Source organism: Corallibacter vietnamensis (assembly GCF_039537875.1).
In the GTDB taxonomy this organism is placed as follows: domain Bacteria; phylum Bacteroidota; class Bacteroidia; order Flavobacteriales; family Flavobacteriaceae; genus Corallibacter; species Corallibacter vietnamensis.
In genome coordinates, this window is the sequence record NZ_BAABBI010000002.1 from 195575 (window position 1) to 213740 (window position 18166).

Genomic DNA, 18166 nt, shown 5'->3' on the forward strand with positions numbered 1-18166 from the left:
TTATTAAAAAGAAGATAATGTAATTAATTTTTTGCTAGCTGTTTATTAATTTTTTTAATAGCAGATTCTATAGATTTTTCAGGTTCTATAATGTTGTATTCACCCCAAAATTGTGGGTCAGAAAAACCAGAAGCCTCATCGCTTAAAATCATTGAAGGTTTAAAACTTTCTTGATAGCTTAATACTTTACTGTTATTATCTTGCCAGTCTGTTATAGCCATTTCGCTATTTAGGGTGTAATTACTATTAAACAATTTACCTTTCCAGTTGACCTTAAAAGCTAATTGTATGTTGCTATAACGGTAATGCCACTTACCGTTTTGAGTTTTGTAATCAACACGATATGCAGCTTCAATAGGAAGCACTCTTACTTTGTTAGGTTTTTTCTTTATAAAAAGTTTACTAGCTGCTTCAGCATCAGTGACATTTAAGTTGTAAATGGCGCTAATTAATGCATAGTTTTCAGTATCAATATATAATTTCCCAAAGTACAACGGAGATTGTATTTGTGGTTTTTGTTTAAAGTTCACAACATATACTTTCCTATTATCTATTTGTGTAGAGTTTTCAAAATTAAAATCATAATTGCTTAAATTATCTTCATTAAATATAAACTGATTGTATTTAATCATATCTACATAAAGCGTGCTAAATGGTCCTCCTTGAAGTTTTAACGCTATAGTGTCTAATTTTGTGTAATCGGTATTTTTTCTAGCTTTTATCAATCTTACTTTGTCGCCTTTTCTAGATTGGTAAGACTGTTTATAAATCTCTACAACAGCTTCAGATAGCGAGGCATTTTTGTTACGTTTTTTTATGGTTTCCCTATAAAAACCAGTCATGATTTTTTGCTCATTAATGTAGTTTTCGCCTTTGCGCTTTAATGTAGCTTCAACTAGAGATAGAGCACTTTCAGGAGCTGTTAAATTCACCTCGGTTAAACTAGTAACATTAGGTTGTAAATGTATTTTAGGATGATTTGTTAAATCAGAAATTTTAATTTTCTGTTCAGAATATCCCAAAAAAGAAAATGAAACCGTTGCGTTAAGTAAGTTGTCAGGAATTTTAAGCAAAAACTCGCCTTCAGTATTCGTTATTGTGCTAATATTTGTGTCAATAACACTAATATCAGCAAAAGTAAGCGGTGTTTTTGTTTGCGCATCATAAACTGTTCCTTTGAAAGCTTTGTAGGAATTTAACTGTTGTTGAAAATCAAAAAAAGCATGCGATTTAAAATTGCTAGTCATTAATAAAAATACTGCAATAAAGGTCAGGATTTGAGGGGAATTGGTTTGTAAGTGTATCGTTTTCATGACACTAAAGATTTAAGTTTGTCTACCTGAAATCTATTGTTAATATACGCATTTTTTTTGAGATAGTAACGATTCTAATATTTATCTAGTACTTTAATATTAATAATGGTAAACTCTTAACGTAATTTTTAGAATCTAAAAAATGGAATAACTGTATATTTACACTTCAATTGAAAAGTAACTATGCCAACAGACTGTATTCCGTTTAGAGAAACCAATTATTTCTCTTCTTTAATATGTGACTATTTAGATGAAAACAATAATTTAAAACCTTTTTATAACCGTTTTCCTGAATTAGAAAATTTTAAAGCTCAAATTGAAGATAAAGCATCTAACTACAAAGCAAGTGTTAGAGAAACATTAGTGGCTGCTTTAGAAAATCAGTATAAAAGTACAGAAGCATCAGCTGAAACTTTAAACAATATCAATGCACTAAAGCAGGAGAACACGTTTACGGTAACGACTGGGCATCAATTAAACCTATTTACAGGACCGGCATATTTTTTCTATAAAATAATCTCTACAATAAATCTTTGTAATGAGTTAAAGGCAGCATATCCAGAATATAATTTTGTGCCTGTTTACTGGATGGCAAGTGAAGATCATGATTTTGATGAGATTAACTTTTTTAATTTTCAAGGTAAAAAAGTACAATGGAACAGAAATGCTTCTGGCGCTGTTGGAGAGTTAAACCTTGAAGGTTTAGATAGTGTTTTTAGTGCCTTTGCATCAGAACTTAATGCTAGTCAAAACGCAAAAGAATTACAAGAACTTTTCAAAGAAGCTTATCTTGATAATGATAATTTAACCAATGCAACGCGCTATCTGGTTAATAAGTTGTTTTCTCAATACGGACTAGTAATTTTAGACGGAAATGATAAAGCTTTAAAGCAATTATTTGTGCCTTATATAAAAGAAGATTTGTTAAATAAAACAGCTTTTAAGCATGTTACACAAACAAATGAAGCTTTAAATAAACTGTCTGATAGTTACAAAATTCAGGTAAATCCAAGAGAAATCAACCTGTTTTACATTGTTTCAGGAGTGCGTGAACGTATTGTAGAAATTGATGATACATATACTGTTATAGACACCAATATTACATGGGATAAAACATCGCTTTTACAAGAGGTTGAGCAATACCCAGAACGATTTAGCCCTAATGTCGTTATGCGACCGCTATATCAAGAAGTTATTTTACCTAACTTGTGTTACATTGGCGGCGGTGGCGAATTAGCATATTGGTTTCAGTTGAAATCAAATTTTGAAACGCAACAAGTTACTTTTCCAATATTGCTTTTAAGAAACTCGGTGTTACTTATAACTGAAAAACAGCAAGAAAAGTTAGAAAAACTGAATCTTTCAGTTTCCGATTTATTTTTAAAGCAATCAGAATTAAGAACTAAAGTCACAAAAGCTATTTCTAAAATAGATATTGATTTTTCACCACAAAAAGAACTTCTTAAAAATCAATTTCAAGACCTTTATAAACTAGCCGAAAAAACAGACGCTTCTTTTTTAGGAGCTGTTGGCGCTCAAGAACGTAAACAAATAAAAGGATTAGAGCATTTAGAAAAACGTTTACTTAAAGCGCAAAAACGCAAGTTACAAGATCATTTACTACGCGTAACAGAACTTCAAAACGAATTATTCCCTAATCAAAGTTTACAAGAACGTCAAGCTAATTTTTCCGAATTTTATTTAGAGTTTGGAAACCAATTAATTTCGCAGTTAGTGTTAAATTTGCAACCTCTAAAAGGCAAATTTACAATACTAAACTTAAAATGATTCATGCATAAAATTGATATTGAGCTTATTGAAATGACACTAGATGTCATGAAATATGCTATTGGTAGAATTTCAGCAACAGAACACGATATAGGAAAACCCAAAAAAGCTGAAGAGCTAAAAGCTATTGTTGGCGAAACGGTAACAGCAAAAGGCGTTGGAGGCGAATATGCTTTTAATCTTTGGAAAGAACACTTATCAAAAGCCAATGTTCCTGTAGATCATCCTAGAAATTTAGCATTCGTTCCTGCGTCTCCAACAAGAGCAGCAATTATGTTTGATTTAGTAACATCAGCCTCAAGTATTCATGGTGCTTACTGGATGGAAGGTGCTGGTGGTATTTTTTGCGAAAACGAAGCCATGTCTTGGATTGTTTCTTTAACAGGTTTGCCTGAAGGTGCTTTTGGAGTATTTACAAGTGGTGGAACAGCAGCTAATTTATCAGCTATAGTAACAGCAAGAGAATATTGGAGAAGAGATGAAACTTATAAACGAGAAAAAGGCTTAATCATAACATCAATAGGTGCGCACTCTTCTATAAAAGCTATGGCAAAAGTAGCCGATGTTGATATTTTATTGGTTGATTCTGAAGAAGAATTAAAAGGCGATGCTTTAAGAAAAACTATTGATGCACTTAATTTTCATCAGCGTAAAAGGTTATTTGCTGTTGTAGCAACAGGAGGAACTACCAATGCTGGAATTATTGATGATTTAGAAGGAATAGCAAATGTATGTGAGCAAGAAAACTTATGGTTTCATGTAGATGCAGCCTATGGAGGTGGCGCTTTAGCAGCAGACTCTGTAAGACATTTGTTTCGTGGTATTGAACGAGCAGATAGTATAACCATAGACCCACATAAGTGGATGTTTTCACCTTATGATTGTGGCGCTGTGATTTATAAAAATCCAGAACTGGCAAAAGAGGCACATTCTCAACAAGGATCTTACCTTGATATTTTTAAAGATGAAGGTGCTCACGGATTTAATCCAACCGACTATCAAATACAATTAACGCGTCGTGTTCGTGGTTTACCTCTTTGGTTTTCTTTAGCAACTCACGGAACAGACAGATATAAACAAGCTGTAGAAAGAGGTCTTGAATTAGCACAAATAGCAGGTAGTATGATAGAAAATAATCCGCATGTTGAACTCGTGAGAGAACCAAGTTTATCATGTGTGTTATTTAGAAGAATAGGATGGAATCCTGAAGATTATACTAATTGGACATACGAAAACCACAAAAAAGGTTTCGCGCTTGTAACGCCTACAAAATGGAAAAATGGTGATAGTTTTGAAACAGTATCTAGATTTTGCTTTATAAATCCTGATACTACCGAAAAAGATATAGCCATGATATTAGATTCAATGGCATAAAAAATAGAAAAAAAATAGGAGACTAAAAAGGTCAATAGAAAATCAATTACTATTTTTGCGCATGCAACACAACAACGTACTTATATTAGATTTCGGTTCGCAATACACACAGCTTATTGCCCGAAGAGTGAGAGAACTTAACATTTATTGTGAGATTCATCCATTCAACAAGATTCCAAACAATTTAGAAACCTATAAAGCGGTGATCTTATCGGGAAGTCCAAACTCGGTAAGAGGAGAAGATGTTTTACATCCAGACTTATCACAAATACGTGGTAAAAAACCTTTGCTAGCTGTATGTTATGGTGCGCAATATCTTGCTCATTTTTCAGGAGGAGAAGTAGCGCCATCAAACACAAGAGAATATGGTCGAGCAAATTTATCTTACGTAAAGGAAGATGCTTTTTTTAGTGGGATTTCTAAAGGAAGTCAAGTGTGGATGAGCCATAGTGATACTATAAAAAAGTTACCAGAAAATGGTGTTTTACTAGCTAGTACACATGATGTAGAGAATGCAGCTTATAAAATAGAAGGTGAACAAACTTATGCTATTCAGTTTCATCCAGAAGTATATCATTCAACAGACGGAAAACAATTGTTAGAGAGCTTTTTAGTTCACATAGCAGAAGTAAATCAAGATTGGACACCGCAATCTTTTGTTGAAGAAACTGTAGCAGATTTACAAGCACAATTAGGAAATGATAAAGTTGTTCTAGGATTATCTGGTGGTGTAGACTCTTCTGTAGCAGCTATGCTATTACATAAAGCCATAGGTGAAAATTTATATTGCATTTTTGTAAACAATGGCTTGCTACGAAAAAATGAATTTACTGATGTATTAGAACAATACAAAGGTATGGGCCTAAATGTAAAAGGTGTAGACGCTTCGGCACGCTTTTTGGATGCATTAGCAGGATTGAGCGACCCAGAGCAAAAAAGAAAAGCTATTGGTCGTGTATTTATAGAGGTGTTTGATGATGAAGCTCATGAAATTTCAGATGTAAAATGGTTAGCTCAAGGTACAATCTATCCTGATGTTATAGAAAGTGTTTCTGCAACAGGCGGACCAAGTGCAACAATAAAAAGTCATCATAATGTTGGTGGTTTGCCAGATTTTATGAAACTTAAAATTGTAGAGCCACTTAAAGCCTTATTTAAAGATGAAGTACGTCGTGTAGGAGCTTCTATGGATATGGATAAAAACCTATTAGGACGTCATCCATTTCCAGGTCCAGGATTGGCAATAAGGATTTTAGGAGATATAACTGCTGAAAAAGTTCGTATCTTACAAGAAGTTGATGCTGTATTTATTGGTAACTTAAAAAAATGGGGATTATATGACGCTGTTTGGCAAGCAGGCGCTATTCTTTTACCAGTAAACAGTGTTGGTGTTATGGGAGATGAGCGTACTTATGAAAAATGTGTCGCTTTAAGAGCTGTAGAAAGCACTGATGGTATGACAGCAGATTGGGTAAATTTACCTTATGAGTTTTTACAAAAAACCTCAAATGAAATAATAAACAAAGTAAAAGGCGTTAATAGAGTAGTATACGATATTAGTTCAAAACCACCAGCAACAATAGAGTGGGAATAAAAGTGACATTGTTGTCATCTAATTGATGATTTATAGCGTATATAAAACGCTACTTGTATAAATAAAACACAGTATAAATGAAACAGTTTCTTTATCTAATCTTCTTTTTTTTAATATTTAGTTGTGGTACAGCGTCTCAAGCTCAAAACTATAAGACACACAAAATAAAACAAGGAGAAACCATTGAAAGTATTGCTAAAATTTATAGTGTAACACCATTTGATATTTATACATTAAATCCAGATGCAAAAAACGGATTAAAACGTAATGATGTACTCATAATTCCAAATTCTAAAATAGCAAATACTGAAGCACCTCAAGCGGTTATAGAGAAAGAGTTAGTTGGTTTTAAAGAGCACAAAGTAAAACGAAAGGAAACGTTATATAGTTTATCAAAAATGTATGATGTTGCTCAAGAGGACATAAAAAAGCATAATACATTTTTGTATGCCAATAATTTAAGAAAAGGCGATGAGCTAAAGATTCCTGTTTATAAAAAAGTGCTTACTGTAAACGAGCCAAAGGCAACAACAAAAGATTATACTGTTTTACCAAAAGAAGGAAAATGGCGTATAGCTTATAAATATGGAATAACGGTTACCGAGCTTGAAGCAATAAACCCAGGCATGAATGAGGTGCTAAAAGAAGGTGAAGTTATACAAGTGCCTAATTTAGAAAAAGAAGCCGAAAAGCCTATTGACGATAGGTATTCGTATTACAAAGTTTTACCTAGGGAAGGTTTTTTTAGATTAAAACTAAAATTAGGATTAGAACAAGAAGAGTTAGAAGCTTTAAATCCAGAACTTAAAGAAGGAGGATTGAAAGTAGGAATGATTCTAAAAGTACCATATCAGGCAGCGTCATCAGAAGAAGCAGAAGCAGAAGCAAGTTCAGACTTAACGCAAAGTATTACCAATTCTGATACAAAGCATATAGCAGTAATGCTTCCTTTTAAACTAAACTTGGTTGATACAGATTCTATTTTAGATACCAAAAAGCTTATAAATACCAATCCTTTTTTAAATAAGTCATTAGACTTTCATTCTGGAGTGTTAGTAGCTTTAGACTCACTTAAAAAAATGGGTGTTTCTCTTAAGGTAGATGTATATGATACAAAAAATCAATTAAGTGAAATTTCAAGTATTTTAAGAAACAATGATTTTGAAAATGTCAATGCTGTTATAGGACCTTTTATGCCTAATAATATTGAGAAAGTTTCTACCGAGTTAAAACGTTACAACATTCCTGTTATTTCACCAATAACAAAAAACGTAACACTTACAGAAAATGTGTTTCAATCAAGGCCATCAGAAGATCTTTTAACAGAAAAAATTGTAAATTATGTTGAGTCAGATTCTACAATTACAAAAGTCATCATAATTGCAGATCATGATAATACCAAAGTTAGTAACGATTTAAAAAGTAAATTTTACGCAGCTTCACAGGTTTACTCAAGAAAAGACAAAGAAGGTAAAGATGCTCACTATATATTAGATGACGATATTAAACACTTATTAAAACCAGGAAAAAACGTGGTGTTTTTAGAAACGAGTCATGCTGGGTTTATATCAACAGTAACTAGTAAGCTAAATGCTTATATTACTGATGACGTGAAAATTATTTTGGCAACAACAAATATGAATGATGCCTTTGAGGATGATGAAGTTTCTAACTATCATTTATCAAACTTGCAGTTTCATTTTCCTACCATTTCAAAAATGTATAATGAAGATGATAACAATAGCTTTGCTAAAAACTATGAAAATCGTTTTGGTGTAAGTCCAAATAAACTGGCAGTTCGTGGTTTTGACTTAACTATGGATGTTGTTTTACGTTTATCTTCTTCTGAAGATTTATACACATCTGTAAACGATACGCCTTTAACTTCCTATGTAGAAAATAAATTTGCTTACAAAAAGAAACTGTTTGGTGGTTATTATAACAACACCGTTTACCTTGTAAAATATAATGACTTAAAAATCGTTGAAATAGAAGATTAATCAACGTTTTTTGATGACTTAAAACAGGTGAAAAAAATACTATTTTATACAATATGCCTTATTATATCAGGGCTACAAGCACAAGATGTAACAATTCCTTGGAGTAGTTCTTATAAGCTATCATGGAACGATTTTAAAGGTCCAATAGATGAAAATTCTGAAGCAGTAGCTACAACAGCATCAGGAATAACATTTGGTTATTCATTAAAAATGAAAGGGCAGTCTGTAGAAGGATTTACAACAACAGTAAAGACATATTTTTATCCAGAAAAATCTTGGTACAAACCTAATCAGGTTGATGAAAATGTTTTGGCGCATGAACAGTTTCACTTTAATATTACCGAATTATTTGCACGTAAATTCAGAAAAAAAATAGCAGAACTTAAAGTGTCTAACACAATTAAGGAATCACTTAATACTTTGCATAAACGTATAAATAAAGACCTTGCAGCTATGCAAAAGCGCTATGATGCAGAAACAAATTATTCAATAAACAAAGCGTTACAAAACAAGTGGCAGTTATTTATTGCCGAAGAGTTAAATAGGCTAAAACCTTATTCACACTAGCCATAATGAATTTACAACCCAACAAAGACTTTTTAATAAAATTAGCACATACCAAAATGCCTTATGGTAAATATAAAGACCGATATCTAATAGATTTACCAGAGTATTATGTTGTTTGGTATCATAGTAAAGGTTTCCCAAAAGGTGCTCTAGGCGATATGCTCCAAACGGTTTATGAGCTTAAAGTAAATGGTTTAGAAGAACTAGTGCGAAACATACGAAATAACTTTCCTCAAGAGAAATAAAGCATTTCAACAGCTCATCTTAAAAAAATAACAGTTCGGTATACATCTTTTTAAAACCCAAAAAGAAGTGAGCATATTTGTACCATCAAAAAAAACGAACAGTTTTAATTTCTATAAGTTATGTAAATAATTTTAACTTTATTAACTATAACACATATAGCATATGAGCAGACATTTTAAAAATATCATTATTGTTTTTGTCATTGGTACAGTTGTTTTCTTAATAGGAAACGTTATGTATGACAAATTTCATTTTGACTCTGTAAATGATTTGCTCATAGACTTTATGTTTTATCAAGGTTATGCGTTCTTGTTAGGATATTCTAATATGTATTATTTTCAACTTTTAGAACGAATAAATTGGAAAAAAAATCAAAGAGTAATACGTATACTTGTAGGTATTGTTGGTTCTGTAATTATTACGTTATTAGGGCTTTTTATACTCAGAACACTTACCGCTTTATATTACGAAGGCTACAATTTTAGTGACTTCATAGCTCATGAATCTTGGAGAAACTATACATTCGGGCTTTGGATAACACTCTCAATAGTTGTCATTTTTCACTTTGTTTACTTTTATAACAGGTATCAACAAAACAAAATAAAGGAGCAAAAGGTAATTGCAGGAACCGCAAGTGCCAAGTTTGATGCGCTAAAAAATCAATTAGATCCACATTTTTTATTTAATAGTTTAAATGTACTTACAAGTCTTATAGAAGAAAACCCAGATAGTGCACAAAAATTTACCACAGCATTATCAAAAGTATATCGTTATGTTTTGGAGCAAAAAAATAAAGATTTAGTAGCAGTAGATGAAGAACTAAAGTTTGCAAAAACCTATATGTCTTTATTAAAAATGCGTTTTGAAGATAGTATTGTGTTTAACATACCAGAACAAGCATCAAACCCAGATAGTAAAGTTGTACCATTATCATTACAGTTGCTTCTAGAAAACGCAGTAAAACATAATATGGTAACTGCCACAAAACCATTACACATCAAAATTTATGAAAATCAAGGCAATCTTGTCGTAGAAAATAATCTACAACCTAAACAAATCGTCAAAAAGAGTAGTGGAGTAGGTTTGAGTAATATTATGCAGCGATATCAATTATTAACCAATAAAAAAGTAATCATCAATCAACAAGCAGAACGTTTTGTAGTAGCAATACCAATGCTTACCAAACAAATTTCAATTATGGAAACAAATTATCAAATTTCAGATAAGCAAGCAGCTTATAACAAAGCAAAAAAACACGTGCAGGAGATCAAAGGGTTTTATGGCAACCTGTTATCATACTGTGTGGTTATCCCTTTCATTATTTTCATAAACTATAAAACTTACTGGGATTTTCAATGGTTTTGGTTCCCTATGTTAGGTTGGGGTATGGGCCTTATTTTTCATGCTTTTGGCGTATTTGGATATGCAAAAAATTGGGAAGAACGTAAAATTCAAGAAATTCTAGAAAAAGAACAACAACAAAGTAAATGGCAATAATTATGAAACCAAATTTTATAGAACAAGACCGCGTATATCGTGCTACAAAACAAGTAAAAAGAATAAAAGGGTTTTACTCACACTTATTAGTTTTTATAGTCATTAACTTAATGATTATGTTTATAAATATTCAAAATTTACAACCAAACGAAAGTTATTTTCAGTTCAAAAATTTTGTAACACTCACCTTTTGGGGCTTCGGACTTTTTGTACATGCATTATCGGTGTTTTTACCCAATTTTATTTTTGGAGCCAAATGGGAAGAGCGAAAAATAAGAGAACTTATGGAGAAAAATAATAACCAGTGGGAATAATATTTTGGGCGTTACCCTGAAAAAAAAATCAGGGTCGCGCTTTTCGCGCTACACGGTAGCTAGCTACAATCGCTAACGCAATAAAAACCAAAAAAACACTAATCAACAGTATGAAAGTCATAATTATAGAAGACGAAAAACCATCAGCAAGACGCTTACAGCGTATGTTAGAAAAATTACATATTCAAGCTCAAACCATGTTGCACTCTGTTGAAGAAGCCGTAGCTTGGTTTCAAGATAATGAACATCCAGATTTAATTTTTTTAGATATTCAATTAAGCGACGGATTATCTTTTGAGATTTTTGAAACTGTAAAAATAAAGTCATCCATAATTTTTACTACAGCTTATGATGAGTATGCATTACAGGCTTTTAAACTAAATAGTATAGACTATCTTTTAAAACCTATTGATGAAGATGAAATGGTTCAGGCTATAAATAAGTTTAAAACAAATTTTAATCCTCAAAAAGCTGTTACCTTAAATTTTGACGACATAAAAAACCTATTAGTAAATCCTATTGAAAGAGAATACAAAAAACGATTTTCAGTAAAAGTAGGGCAGCATTTAAAACTTATTGCTGTAGATGATATAGAATGTGTGTTTAGTGAAAATAAAGGTACTTATTTGCATACCAAAGATGGTAGAAATTATCTCATTGATTTTACACTAGAGCAAATGGAAAACGAGTTGCCTCCAAATGTGTTTTTTAGAGTAAATCGCGCATTTTATGTAAATATCAATGCTATAAAAGATATGGTAAGTTATACCAATTCTCGATTACAAATTAAATTACACTCATTTTCAGATCAAGAAGTTATTGTAGCAAGAGAACGCGTAAAGGATTTTAAAAACTGGTTAGAAGATTAATTAATCCTCTTCAATACGGTTATCATCAAAAGAAGATGGTAATAATTTAGGAATAAACTTAACAACCAGAGGTAAAAGTAAAGCACCACCAGGAAGCATAAAAATAGCCAAACTAGGAATTGATTTAAAAATATCTAGCAATTGATCTTGAACTTTCTTTTGTTCATCATCATTTAAATCTCTTACAGTAGACTGTGTAAGTAATATCATAAGCTCTTTACTTTCTCTAAGCTCTTTTTGTAAACGTTTGCTATTTCTAGAAATAAGTTTGCTTACCATTTGGCTAGAGTTAGAATAAAACGTTTTTACAATATTTTTTGAACTCAATAAGGCTATTTTATCTTTATGTAAGCTATAAAAATGTTGAATTGCAGCCATAGAATTTTCAACACGTGTGTTTTTTACCTTAAGCTTTTCACCTAGCTGTTTTAATATGGTTTCTTCGTTATCATCAATTTTTAAGTCGCCCCAAGTTGCCATACACGCAATGTCAAGAATGTAGTAGGTTTCTAAATTTGTGTTTATAGATGTTAAAGCTTCATCAAACGAGATACTGACATTGGTTTGGTAACGTTTTGATTGTTCAACAAGGTCTATTAAACTCTCGTCATACTTTGTTTTTTTAGATTTAGAGTTTAGCACCTCAATAACTATTGTTTCAATGACAGCTTCAAGGTGTTGTATAAATCTTTCAGAAATGGTATGCTTTTTTAAAAACACATTGTAGGCCAATATATCAGTAAATAAAAGTGCGTTGGTTATAAAGTAATTAAAACTTCTATCTATTAGGTTATGGTCTATTTGTATGCGTTTGTGAATTATTTTTTCTAATAAAGCAGTGTTTTTTTTCTCACCAAGCAACTCTGAAAAAACAGAGGGTTTATGCGCGTTTATTTCAGTGTAAAAATTTATAATACTCTCAACAAAATTATCATCTGTAGTACAGTGCTCTTTATATATAAAATGAAAAGCTAGCAAAAAGTTTACTTTACATATTTCTTCTTCAGTATAATCAGTACTTTCTAAATAATTATTTACTACACTTATATTACTACCGTAAACAAAACCGCTATCTCTCAAGGCTTTGTAAAAATTGTTAGTAGTGTCATGATTCCATAAAGGATTTTCCTCAAGAAGTTTAAGGAGTTTTTTTATCCAGCCATTTGCTGATGGATTCATAGGTGTCTTTTGATTAAGGAGCTGTAAAGATAAATTTTAAATCTAAAACGTCAGAATATTTTTCATTAACAAAATTTTAACAAAACCGCTTTATAAGTTTTCTCGTAGGTATGTGTGAAAGCAAAAAAAAATTAATTAACAAAAACATCATTATTATGAAAAAATTAAAAATAATTCTAGGAATCGGGATTATAGCAATTGGCGGTTTCTTTATGATTGCAGCAGACCACATTGACGCACCAGCAGTTTCTGGTGGTACAAGTGATATTACAGATTTTTATGCATTTCAGGCTGAAGACACAGACAATATTGTGTTTGCTGCCAATGTGCAAGGTTTATTAAGTCCTACAGATACAGGCGATGCTGTTTTTGATGAAAACGTGCTAGTAGAATTTAACATTGATACTGATGGTGATAATGTTGAAAATTTAGTTATCCAAGCCATTCCAAGAGATGGAACTATGTACTTTTTTGGTCCAGCATCACCAAATGCAACAGGTTTAAATAGTACCATTTTAACATCTGCAACACAATCTAGTGTAGCAATTACACCTTATGGATCTTCTGCAAATATCGAGGAAAATGGCGGGATGAAATTTTTTGCAGGACCAAGAGATGATCCGTTTTTTATGGATTTTGCCCAATACGGAGAAATTATAGCAGGAAATGCTACTGGTTTTAATGATCCAGGAAGTGACACATTTGCAGGAACCAACGTGATGTCTATTGTCGTAGAAGTACCAAAATCTATGGTTGGCGGATCAGGAACTATAAACACTTGGGTAGAAACTAAAAGAAAATAATACAAATACTATAAAGACTATAACTATGAAAACAATAAACTACATAGCAGTTATGATACTTGTATCATTCGTGTCATTAAACTGTTCAAATGATGATGATTTTACACCAATAACAGGTAATGGAGGCATGCAAAACCCAGATTTTTCTGGAACTTATGTACAACAAGACCAAATGGGAAGACCAGCAGTAAATACCGTATTTGTAAGTTCAGCAAGTAAAGATATGTTTAATACAACCGTTCCTTCTGATCAGAATGCAGCATTTCAAAGTATGTTTCAAACAAATTTAGAAGCATTAAGTCCAGCTTATGCAAACCCTGGAGATCAAAATGCACTAGGATTAGACGCAGCAACTTTTACTGGATTATTAGCTACAGATGTATTAAATGTGTCTCTAGATGGAACAACAACTTTTTACGATGGAACTAATGTATTAACAGGACGCGCACTAGCAGATGACGTGATTACTGTAGAACTACTTTTAATTTTTGGTGGCGAAGATTTTACTGAAAATCCGACACTATCTAATGATAATGTAGATGCTAACGATAAGCCTTTTTTGACCTCATTTCCATATTTAGCAACACCATGGTAATATAATTAAGTATCAAAGTAAGGCTAATACTTACTTTGATACTTAATTATCAAAATTACAATCATCGACCTACGATTTATTTAAAATAGCCCAATACCTAACATTAACCTATAAACAAAACAAATTACCCTATGAAAACTCAATACAACATACTACTGATGCTTGTTTTAGTAGTTTTTATAACAAGCTGTAATAACAAGCCAAAAACAATAGCAAACACATTAGATTATAACTCATATTTTAATACTGAGGGAGAGAGCGAGGCGCTGAAGAAGGCAATGAATAATTATGAATTTTGGAAGAAAGATTTAGACAACAATCCAACCCAATATCCATTTATTGCAAAAATTGCAGCGTCTCAATCTCAATTATTTTCAGTTACAGGAAATATTGATTATTTAATAAAAGCCGAACAAAATTTAATACGTGTTAATGAAATAACAAAGTATAATAATGCAAGCTATTTAAGAGCTTTAGCAAGAAATTATATTTCACAGCATAAATTTAAAGATGCGTTGTCACTATTAAAGAAAGCTGAAATAAATGGAGAAAACTTAAAAGGCACTCAAAAAATGCTTTTTGATGTAAATCTAGAATTAGGAAATGTAGCTGAAGCCAAAAAAAATCTTGATGCCATAAAAAACCTACGTGATTTTGATTACTTGATTAGATTATCAAAATGGAGTGACCATCAAGGAAATTTAGATGCAGCAATAAAGTATATGGAACAGGCAAAAGTCATTGCAGAGTCATCAAAAGTAAAAGGATTAATACAGTGGACATATACTAATATAGCTGATTTTTATGGCCATGCAGGAGAGATTGAAAAATCTTATAATCATTATTTGAAAGCTCTAGAACTTAATCCAGATGATGCTTATGCCAAAAAAGGTATTGCTTGGATAGTATATTCATATGAGAATAATCCAGAGGAAGCACTTCGTATACTTAACGAAATTTCAAAAACGCATAGTTCACCAGATTACCATTTATTTAAAGCTGAAATAGCACAGCATATAGGAGATAAAAAGGCCAAAGAAGCTTACACAAACGCATATAAGGCTTTAACCAAAAATGAAAATTATGGTGATATGTATAATGCCTACAATGTAGAATTGCTTGCAGAAGATTTAAGTACTATAGATAAAGCCTTTTTACTAGCAAAAAAGGAAGTTGATAATAGACCTACAGCACAATCTTATGATTTATTAGCATGGACATATTATAAAAAAGGAGATGTTAAAAAAGCGTTAGAAATTATGCAAGATTATGTCGTTGGTCATACTTTTGAACCAGCAGTTATGTGTCATTTAGCCGAGATTTATAAAGCAAATGGTCAAGTGTCTAAAGCAGAGGAAATTAAAAAAGATTTGTTAAAAAGTACTTTTGAACTTGGACCAGTAAAAACAAAAGAAGTTTTGTCTATTTAATACATAACGTGACTAAATATTTAACCTAACCAATATTTTATGAAACCAAAACACTTATTACCATTTATTATGCTACTTGTAATGCAAGTAACGCAATCTCAAAACCTGAAAGGAAAAGTAGTTGATGAGAATAATCAGCCTGTAGAAAACGCATACATCTATAATAAAACAACATCGTCTCATGCGCACTCTCAAGTAAACGGACAATTTATTATAGATAAAACACATGTTGGAGATTCTTTAGAAATAGGTCTTTTAGGCTATAAGGACACCACATTAATATTATCACAAAACAATTTTGATTCTAATTTTGTGGCTACATTAAAAAGTAAATTAATTTCATTAGATGAGTTAGTACTTACTGAACAGATTAATGCTATGCATAGCATTGCAAAGTTAGATTTGCAATCAGATCCTGTAAATTCTTCTCAAGAAATTTTACGTAAAGTACCTGGTTTAATAATTGGTCAGCATGCAGGTGGCGGAAAAGCCGAACAAATATTTTTAAGAGGATTTGATATAGATCATGGAACAGATATTAATTTATCTGTTGACGGAATGCCTGTAAATATGGTATCTCATGCACATGGTCAAGGTTATAGTGATTTACATTTTTTAATACCTGAAACTATTGATAATATAGATTTTGGAAAAGGACCATATTATGCAAACAAAGGCGATTTTGCTACGGCTGGTTATGTTGATTTCAAAATAAAAGACAACATAAAAAACAGTCTAGTAAGTTTTGATTACGGACAGTTTAATTCATTAAGAACACTAGCATTAATCAATTTATTAGATAATGTAAACTCTCAAAATGCTTACGTAGGTGTAGAATATTTAGCAACTGACGGACCATACGAATCACCTCAAAACTTTGATAGACTAAACCTTATAGGAAAATATACCACCTATTTAAAAGGCGACGACAAACTATCATTTACACTTACACACTTTAAAAGTCGTTGGGATGCATCTGGGCAAATTCCACAAAGAGCAGTAGATAATGGTAGTATTACACGCTTTGGAGCTATTGATGATACCGAAGGTGGAAACACGTCAAGATCAAACTTTAATGTAAATTATTTTAGTGTATTAAATGATGATACCAAGTTAAAAGCTAGTGCTTATTACTCTAAATATAAATTTGAGCTTTATTCAAACTTTACATTCTTTTTAGAAGATCCTGTTAACGGTGATCAAATTAAGCAAAAAGAAGATAGAGATATTTACGGTTTTGATTTACAAATAACAAAAAACAAACAATTAGGAAGTGTAGAAGCAACATATACTTCGGGCGTTGGGTTAAGACACGATGATGTAAATGACATAGAACTATCTCATACTTTAAATAGAAAAGAAACTTTAGAAAACATTCAATTAGGCGATGTAAATCAAACTAATATGTTTGCATTTATTAATGCAGCTTTTGAAATAGGAGACTTTACAATAGCACCAGCATTGCGTTTAGATTATTTCAAATTTATGTATAATGACGCTCTAGCTACTGAATACTCAACACTAGACGAAACAAAAACAGCTTTAAGTCCCAAACTAAATTTCTTTTATAATCAAAATGAAAACTTACAATGGTTCCTAAAAACAGGAATAGGGTTTCACTCTAATGATACACGTGTAGTTGTTCAACAACAAGGTCGTGATATATTGCCAAAAGCCTATGGTTCAGATTTGGGAGCTATCTGGAAACCTTTCCCAAAAATGGTGTTTAATACAGCTGTTTGGTATTTGTTTTTAGAACAAGAGTTTGTTTATGTAGGTGATGCAGGCATTGTAGAACCTAGCGGAAAAACCGAGCGTTATGGTCTTGATTTAGGATTGCGTTATCAGTTTAATGATTGGTTGTATTTTGATACAGATGCTACGCTAACTCATGCTAGAAGTGTTGATGACCCTAGTGGAGAAAATTACATACCATTAGCTCCAGATTTTACATTAGCAGGAGGTTTATCAATAAACGATTTTTATAATTTTTCAGGAGGTTTAAGATATCGATTTATTGATGATAGACCAGCAAATGAAGACAACTCTATAGTTGCAGAGGGCTATTTTGTAACAGACTTTAATGTGAATTATACATTTAATAACAACCTAACGCTAGGTGTTGCTATAGAAAATTTATTTGATGTAGACTGGAATGAGACACAGTTTGCAACAGAATCACGATTACAAAACGAAGTTGATCCTGTTGAGGAAATACACTTTACACCAGGAACGCCTTTTTTTATAAAAGGAAATGTTACCTATAAATTCTAATATGAAAAAGAGAATTTTTAAAACTAGCAGATAACTTTAAAGATTATTAATGAATAATTTTTAAGAGGTTGGTTAGGAGTTTTTTGTTAGTTTAAGCGTCTACTTTTTATTAAGTAGGCGCTTTTTTATTGTTGAGGATATTCTGTTTCTGAAAATCTATCTAGAAGTTTTGTGTAAGATTTTTTTGTTTCCTTGTACTCTAACCAGCTTTTTAAATTTAAAAGTAAAAGTAAGAGTAAAATACACAGTTGTATTACGATTAAGTAGGTTAATGTAGACATAATGATTCTTTTTGATTGAACTTAATAGCTTGGGCTTCATAA

At 31.7% G+C, this 18166-nt stretch carries 15 protein-coding genes; 13 read left to right on the top strand and 2 right to left on the bottom strand.

Going from position 1 to position 18166, the window contains the following annotated elements; all coding sequences use genetic code 11:
* Positions 1 to 23: 23 nt before the first annotated feature.
* Positions 24 to 1313, bottom strand: a complete 1290-nt coding sequence (locus ABD690_RS09340; RefSeq protein ID WP_344729751.1) for a carboxypeptidase-like regulatory domain-containing protein — start codon at positions 1311 to 1313, stop codon at positions 24 to 26.
* Positions 1314 to 1496: 183 nt separating this feature from the next.
* Here ABD690_RS09340 and bshC point away from each other — a divergent pair, with 183 nt between their 5' ends.
* The 9 genes from bshC to ABD690_RS09385 all read left to right on the top strand — a co-directional run bounded on the left by bshC (position 1497) and on the right by ABD690_RS09385 (position 11562).
* Positions 1497 to 3101: a bacillithiol biosynthesis cysteine-adding enzyme BshC gene (gene bshC, locus ABD690_RS09345; protein WP_344729753.1), complete on the top strand. Its 1605-nt coding sequence runs from the start codon at positions 1497 to 1499 to the stop codon at positions 3099 to 3101.
* Between the two features lie 3 nt (positions 3102 to 3104).
* Entirely contained in the window at positions 3105 to 4475 is a 1371-nt protein-coding gene (locus tag ABD690_RS09350) for a pyridoxal phosphate-dependent decarboxylase family protein (protein WP_344729755.1), read from the top strand.
* Between the two features lie 61 nt (positions 4476 to 4536).
* On the top strand, positions 4537 to 6069 hold the full coding sequence (gene guaA / locus ABD690_RS09355) for a glutamine-hydrolyzing GMP synthase (protein ID WP_344729757.1): 1533 nt from the start codon (positions 4537 to 4539) through the stop codon (positions 6067 to 6069).
* A 77-nt stretch (positions 6070 to 6146) separates the two neighbouring features.
* Positions 6147 to 8069 carry a PBP1 and LysM peptidoglycan-binding domain-containing protein gene (locus ABD690_RS09360; RefSeq protein WP_344729759.1) on the top strand — a complete coding sequence of 641 codons (1923 nt, stop codon included), beginning with the start codon at positions 6147 to 6149 and terminating at the stop codon, positions 8067 to 8069.
* A gap of 27 nt (positions 8070 to 8096) precedes the next feature.
* Positions 8097 to 8636 (top strand): DUF922 domain-containing protein, encoded by a 540-nt coding sequence (locus ABD690_RS09365; protein ID WP_344729761.1) that lies wholly within the window; start codon positions 8097 to 8099, stop codon positions 8634 to 8636.
* A 5-nt stretch (positions 8637 to 8641) separates the two neighbouring features.
* Positions 8642 to 8881, top strand: coding sequence for a DUF3820 family protein (locus ABD690_RS09370; RefSeq protein ID WP_344729763.1), 240 nt, complete (start codon positions 8642 to 8644; stop codon positions 8879 to 8881).
* A 163-nt stretch (positions 8882 to 9044) separates the two neighbouring features.
* Positions 9045 to 10379, top strand: a complete 1335-nt coding sequence (locus ABD690_RS09375) for a 2TM domain-containing protein (protein WP_344729765.1) — start codon at positions 9045 to 9047, stop codon at positions 10377 to 10379.
* Positions 10370 to 10693: a 2TM domain-containing protein gene (locus tag ABD690_RS09380; protein WP_344729767.1), complete on the top strand. Its 324-nt coding sequence runs from the start codon at positions 10370 to 10372 to the stop codon at positions 10691 to 10693. Before ABD690_RS09375 ends, ABD690_RS09380 begins: the two co-directional genes overlap by 10 nt.
* Before the next feature lie 110 nt (positions 10694 to 10803).
* Positions 10804 to 11562: a LytR/AlgR family response regulator transcription factor gene (locus ABD690_RS09385; RefSeq protein WP_344729769.1), complete on the top strand. Its 759-nt coding sequence runs from the start codon at positions 10804 to 10806 to the stop codon at positions 11560 to 11562.
* Here the strand turns inward: ABD690_RS09385 and ABD690_RS09390 are convergent, their stop codons facing one another.
* Positions 11563 to 12741 (bottom strand): LETM1-related biofilm-associated protein, encoded by a 1179-nt coding sequence (locus ABD690_RS09390; RefSeq protein ID WP_344729771.1) that lies wholly within the window; start codon positions 12739 to 12741, stop codon positions 11563 to 11565.
* A gap of 155 nt (positions 12742 to 12896) precedes the next feature.
* Here ABD690_RS09390 and ABD690_RS09395 point away from each other — a divergent pair, with 155 nt between their 5' ends.
* From ABD690_RS09395 to ABD690_RS09410, 4 genes are all read left to right on the top strand, one after another.
* Complete coding sequence (locus tag ABD690_RS09395) at positions 12897 to 13544, top strand: DUF4331 family protein (protein WP_344729773.1); 648 nt, start codon at positions 12897 to 12899, stop codon at positions 13542 to 13544.
* Positions 13545 to 13569: 25 nt separating this feature from the next.
* Positions 13570 to 14139, top strand: coding sequence for a DUF4331 family protein (locus ABD690_RS09400; RefSeq protein ID WP_344729775.1), 570 nt, complete (start codon positions 13570 to 13572; stop codon positions 14137 to 14139).
* A 131-nt stretch (positions 14140 to 14270) separates the two neighbouring features.
* On the top strand, positions 14271 to 15569 hold the full coding sequence (locus ABD690_RS09405; RefSeq protein ID WP_344729777.1) for a tetratricopeptide repeat protein: 1299 nt from the start codon (positions 14271 to 14273) through the stop codon (positions 15567 to 15569).
* A 39-nt stretch (positions 15570 to 15608) separates the two neighbouring features.
* Positions 15609 to 17843 (top strand): TonB-dependent receptor, encoded by a 2235-nt coding sequence (locus ABD690_RS09410; RefSeq protein WP_344729778.1) that lies wholly within the window; start codon positions 15609 to 15611, stop codon positions 17841 to 17843.
* Positions 17844 to 18166 lie beyond the last annotated feature (323 nt).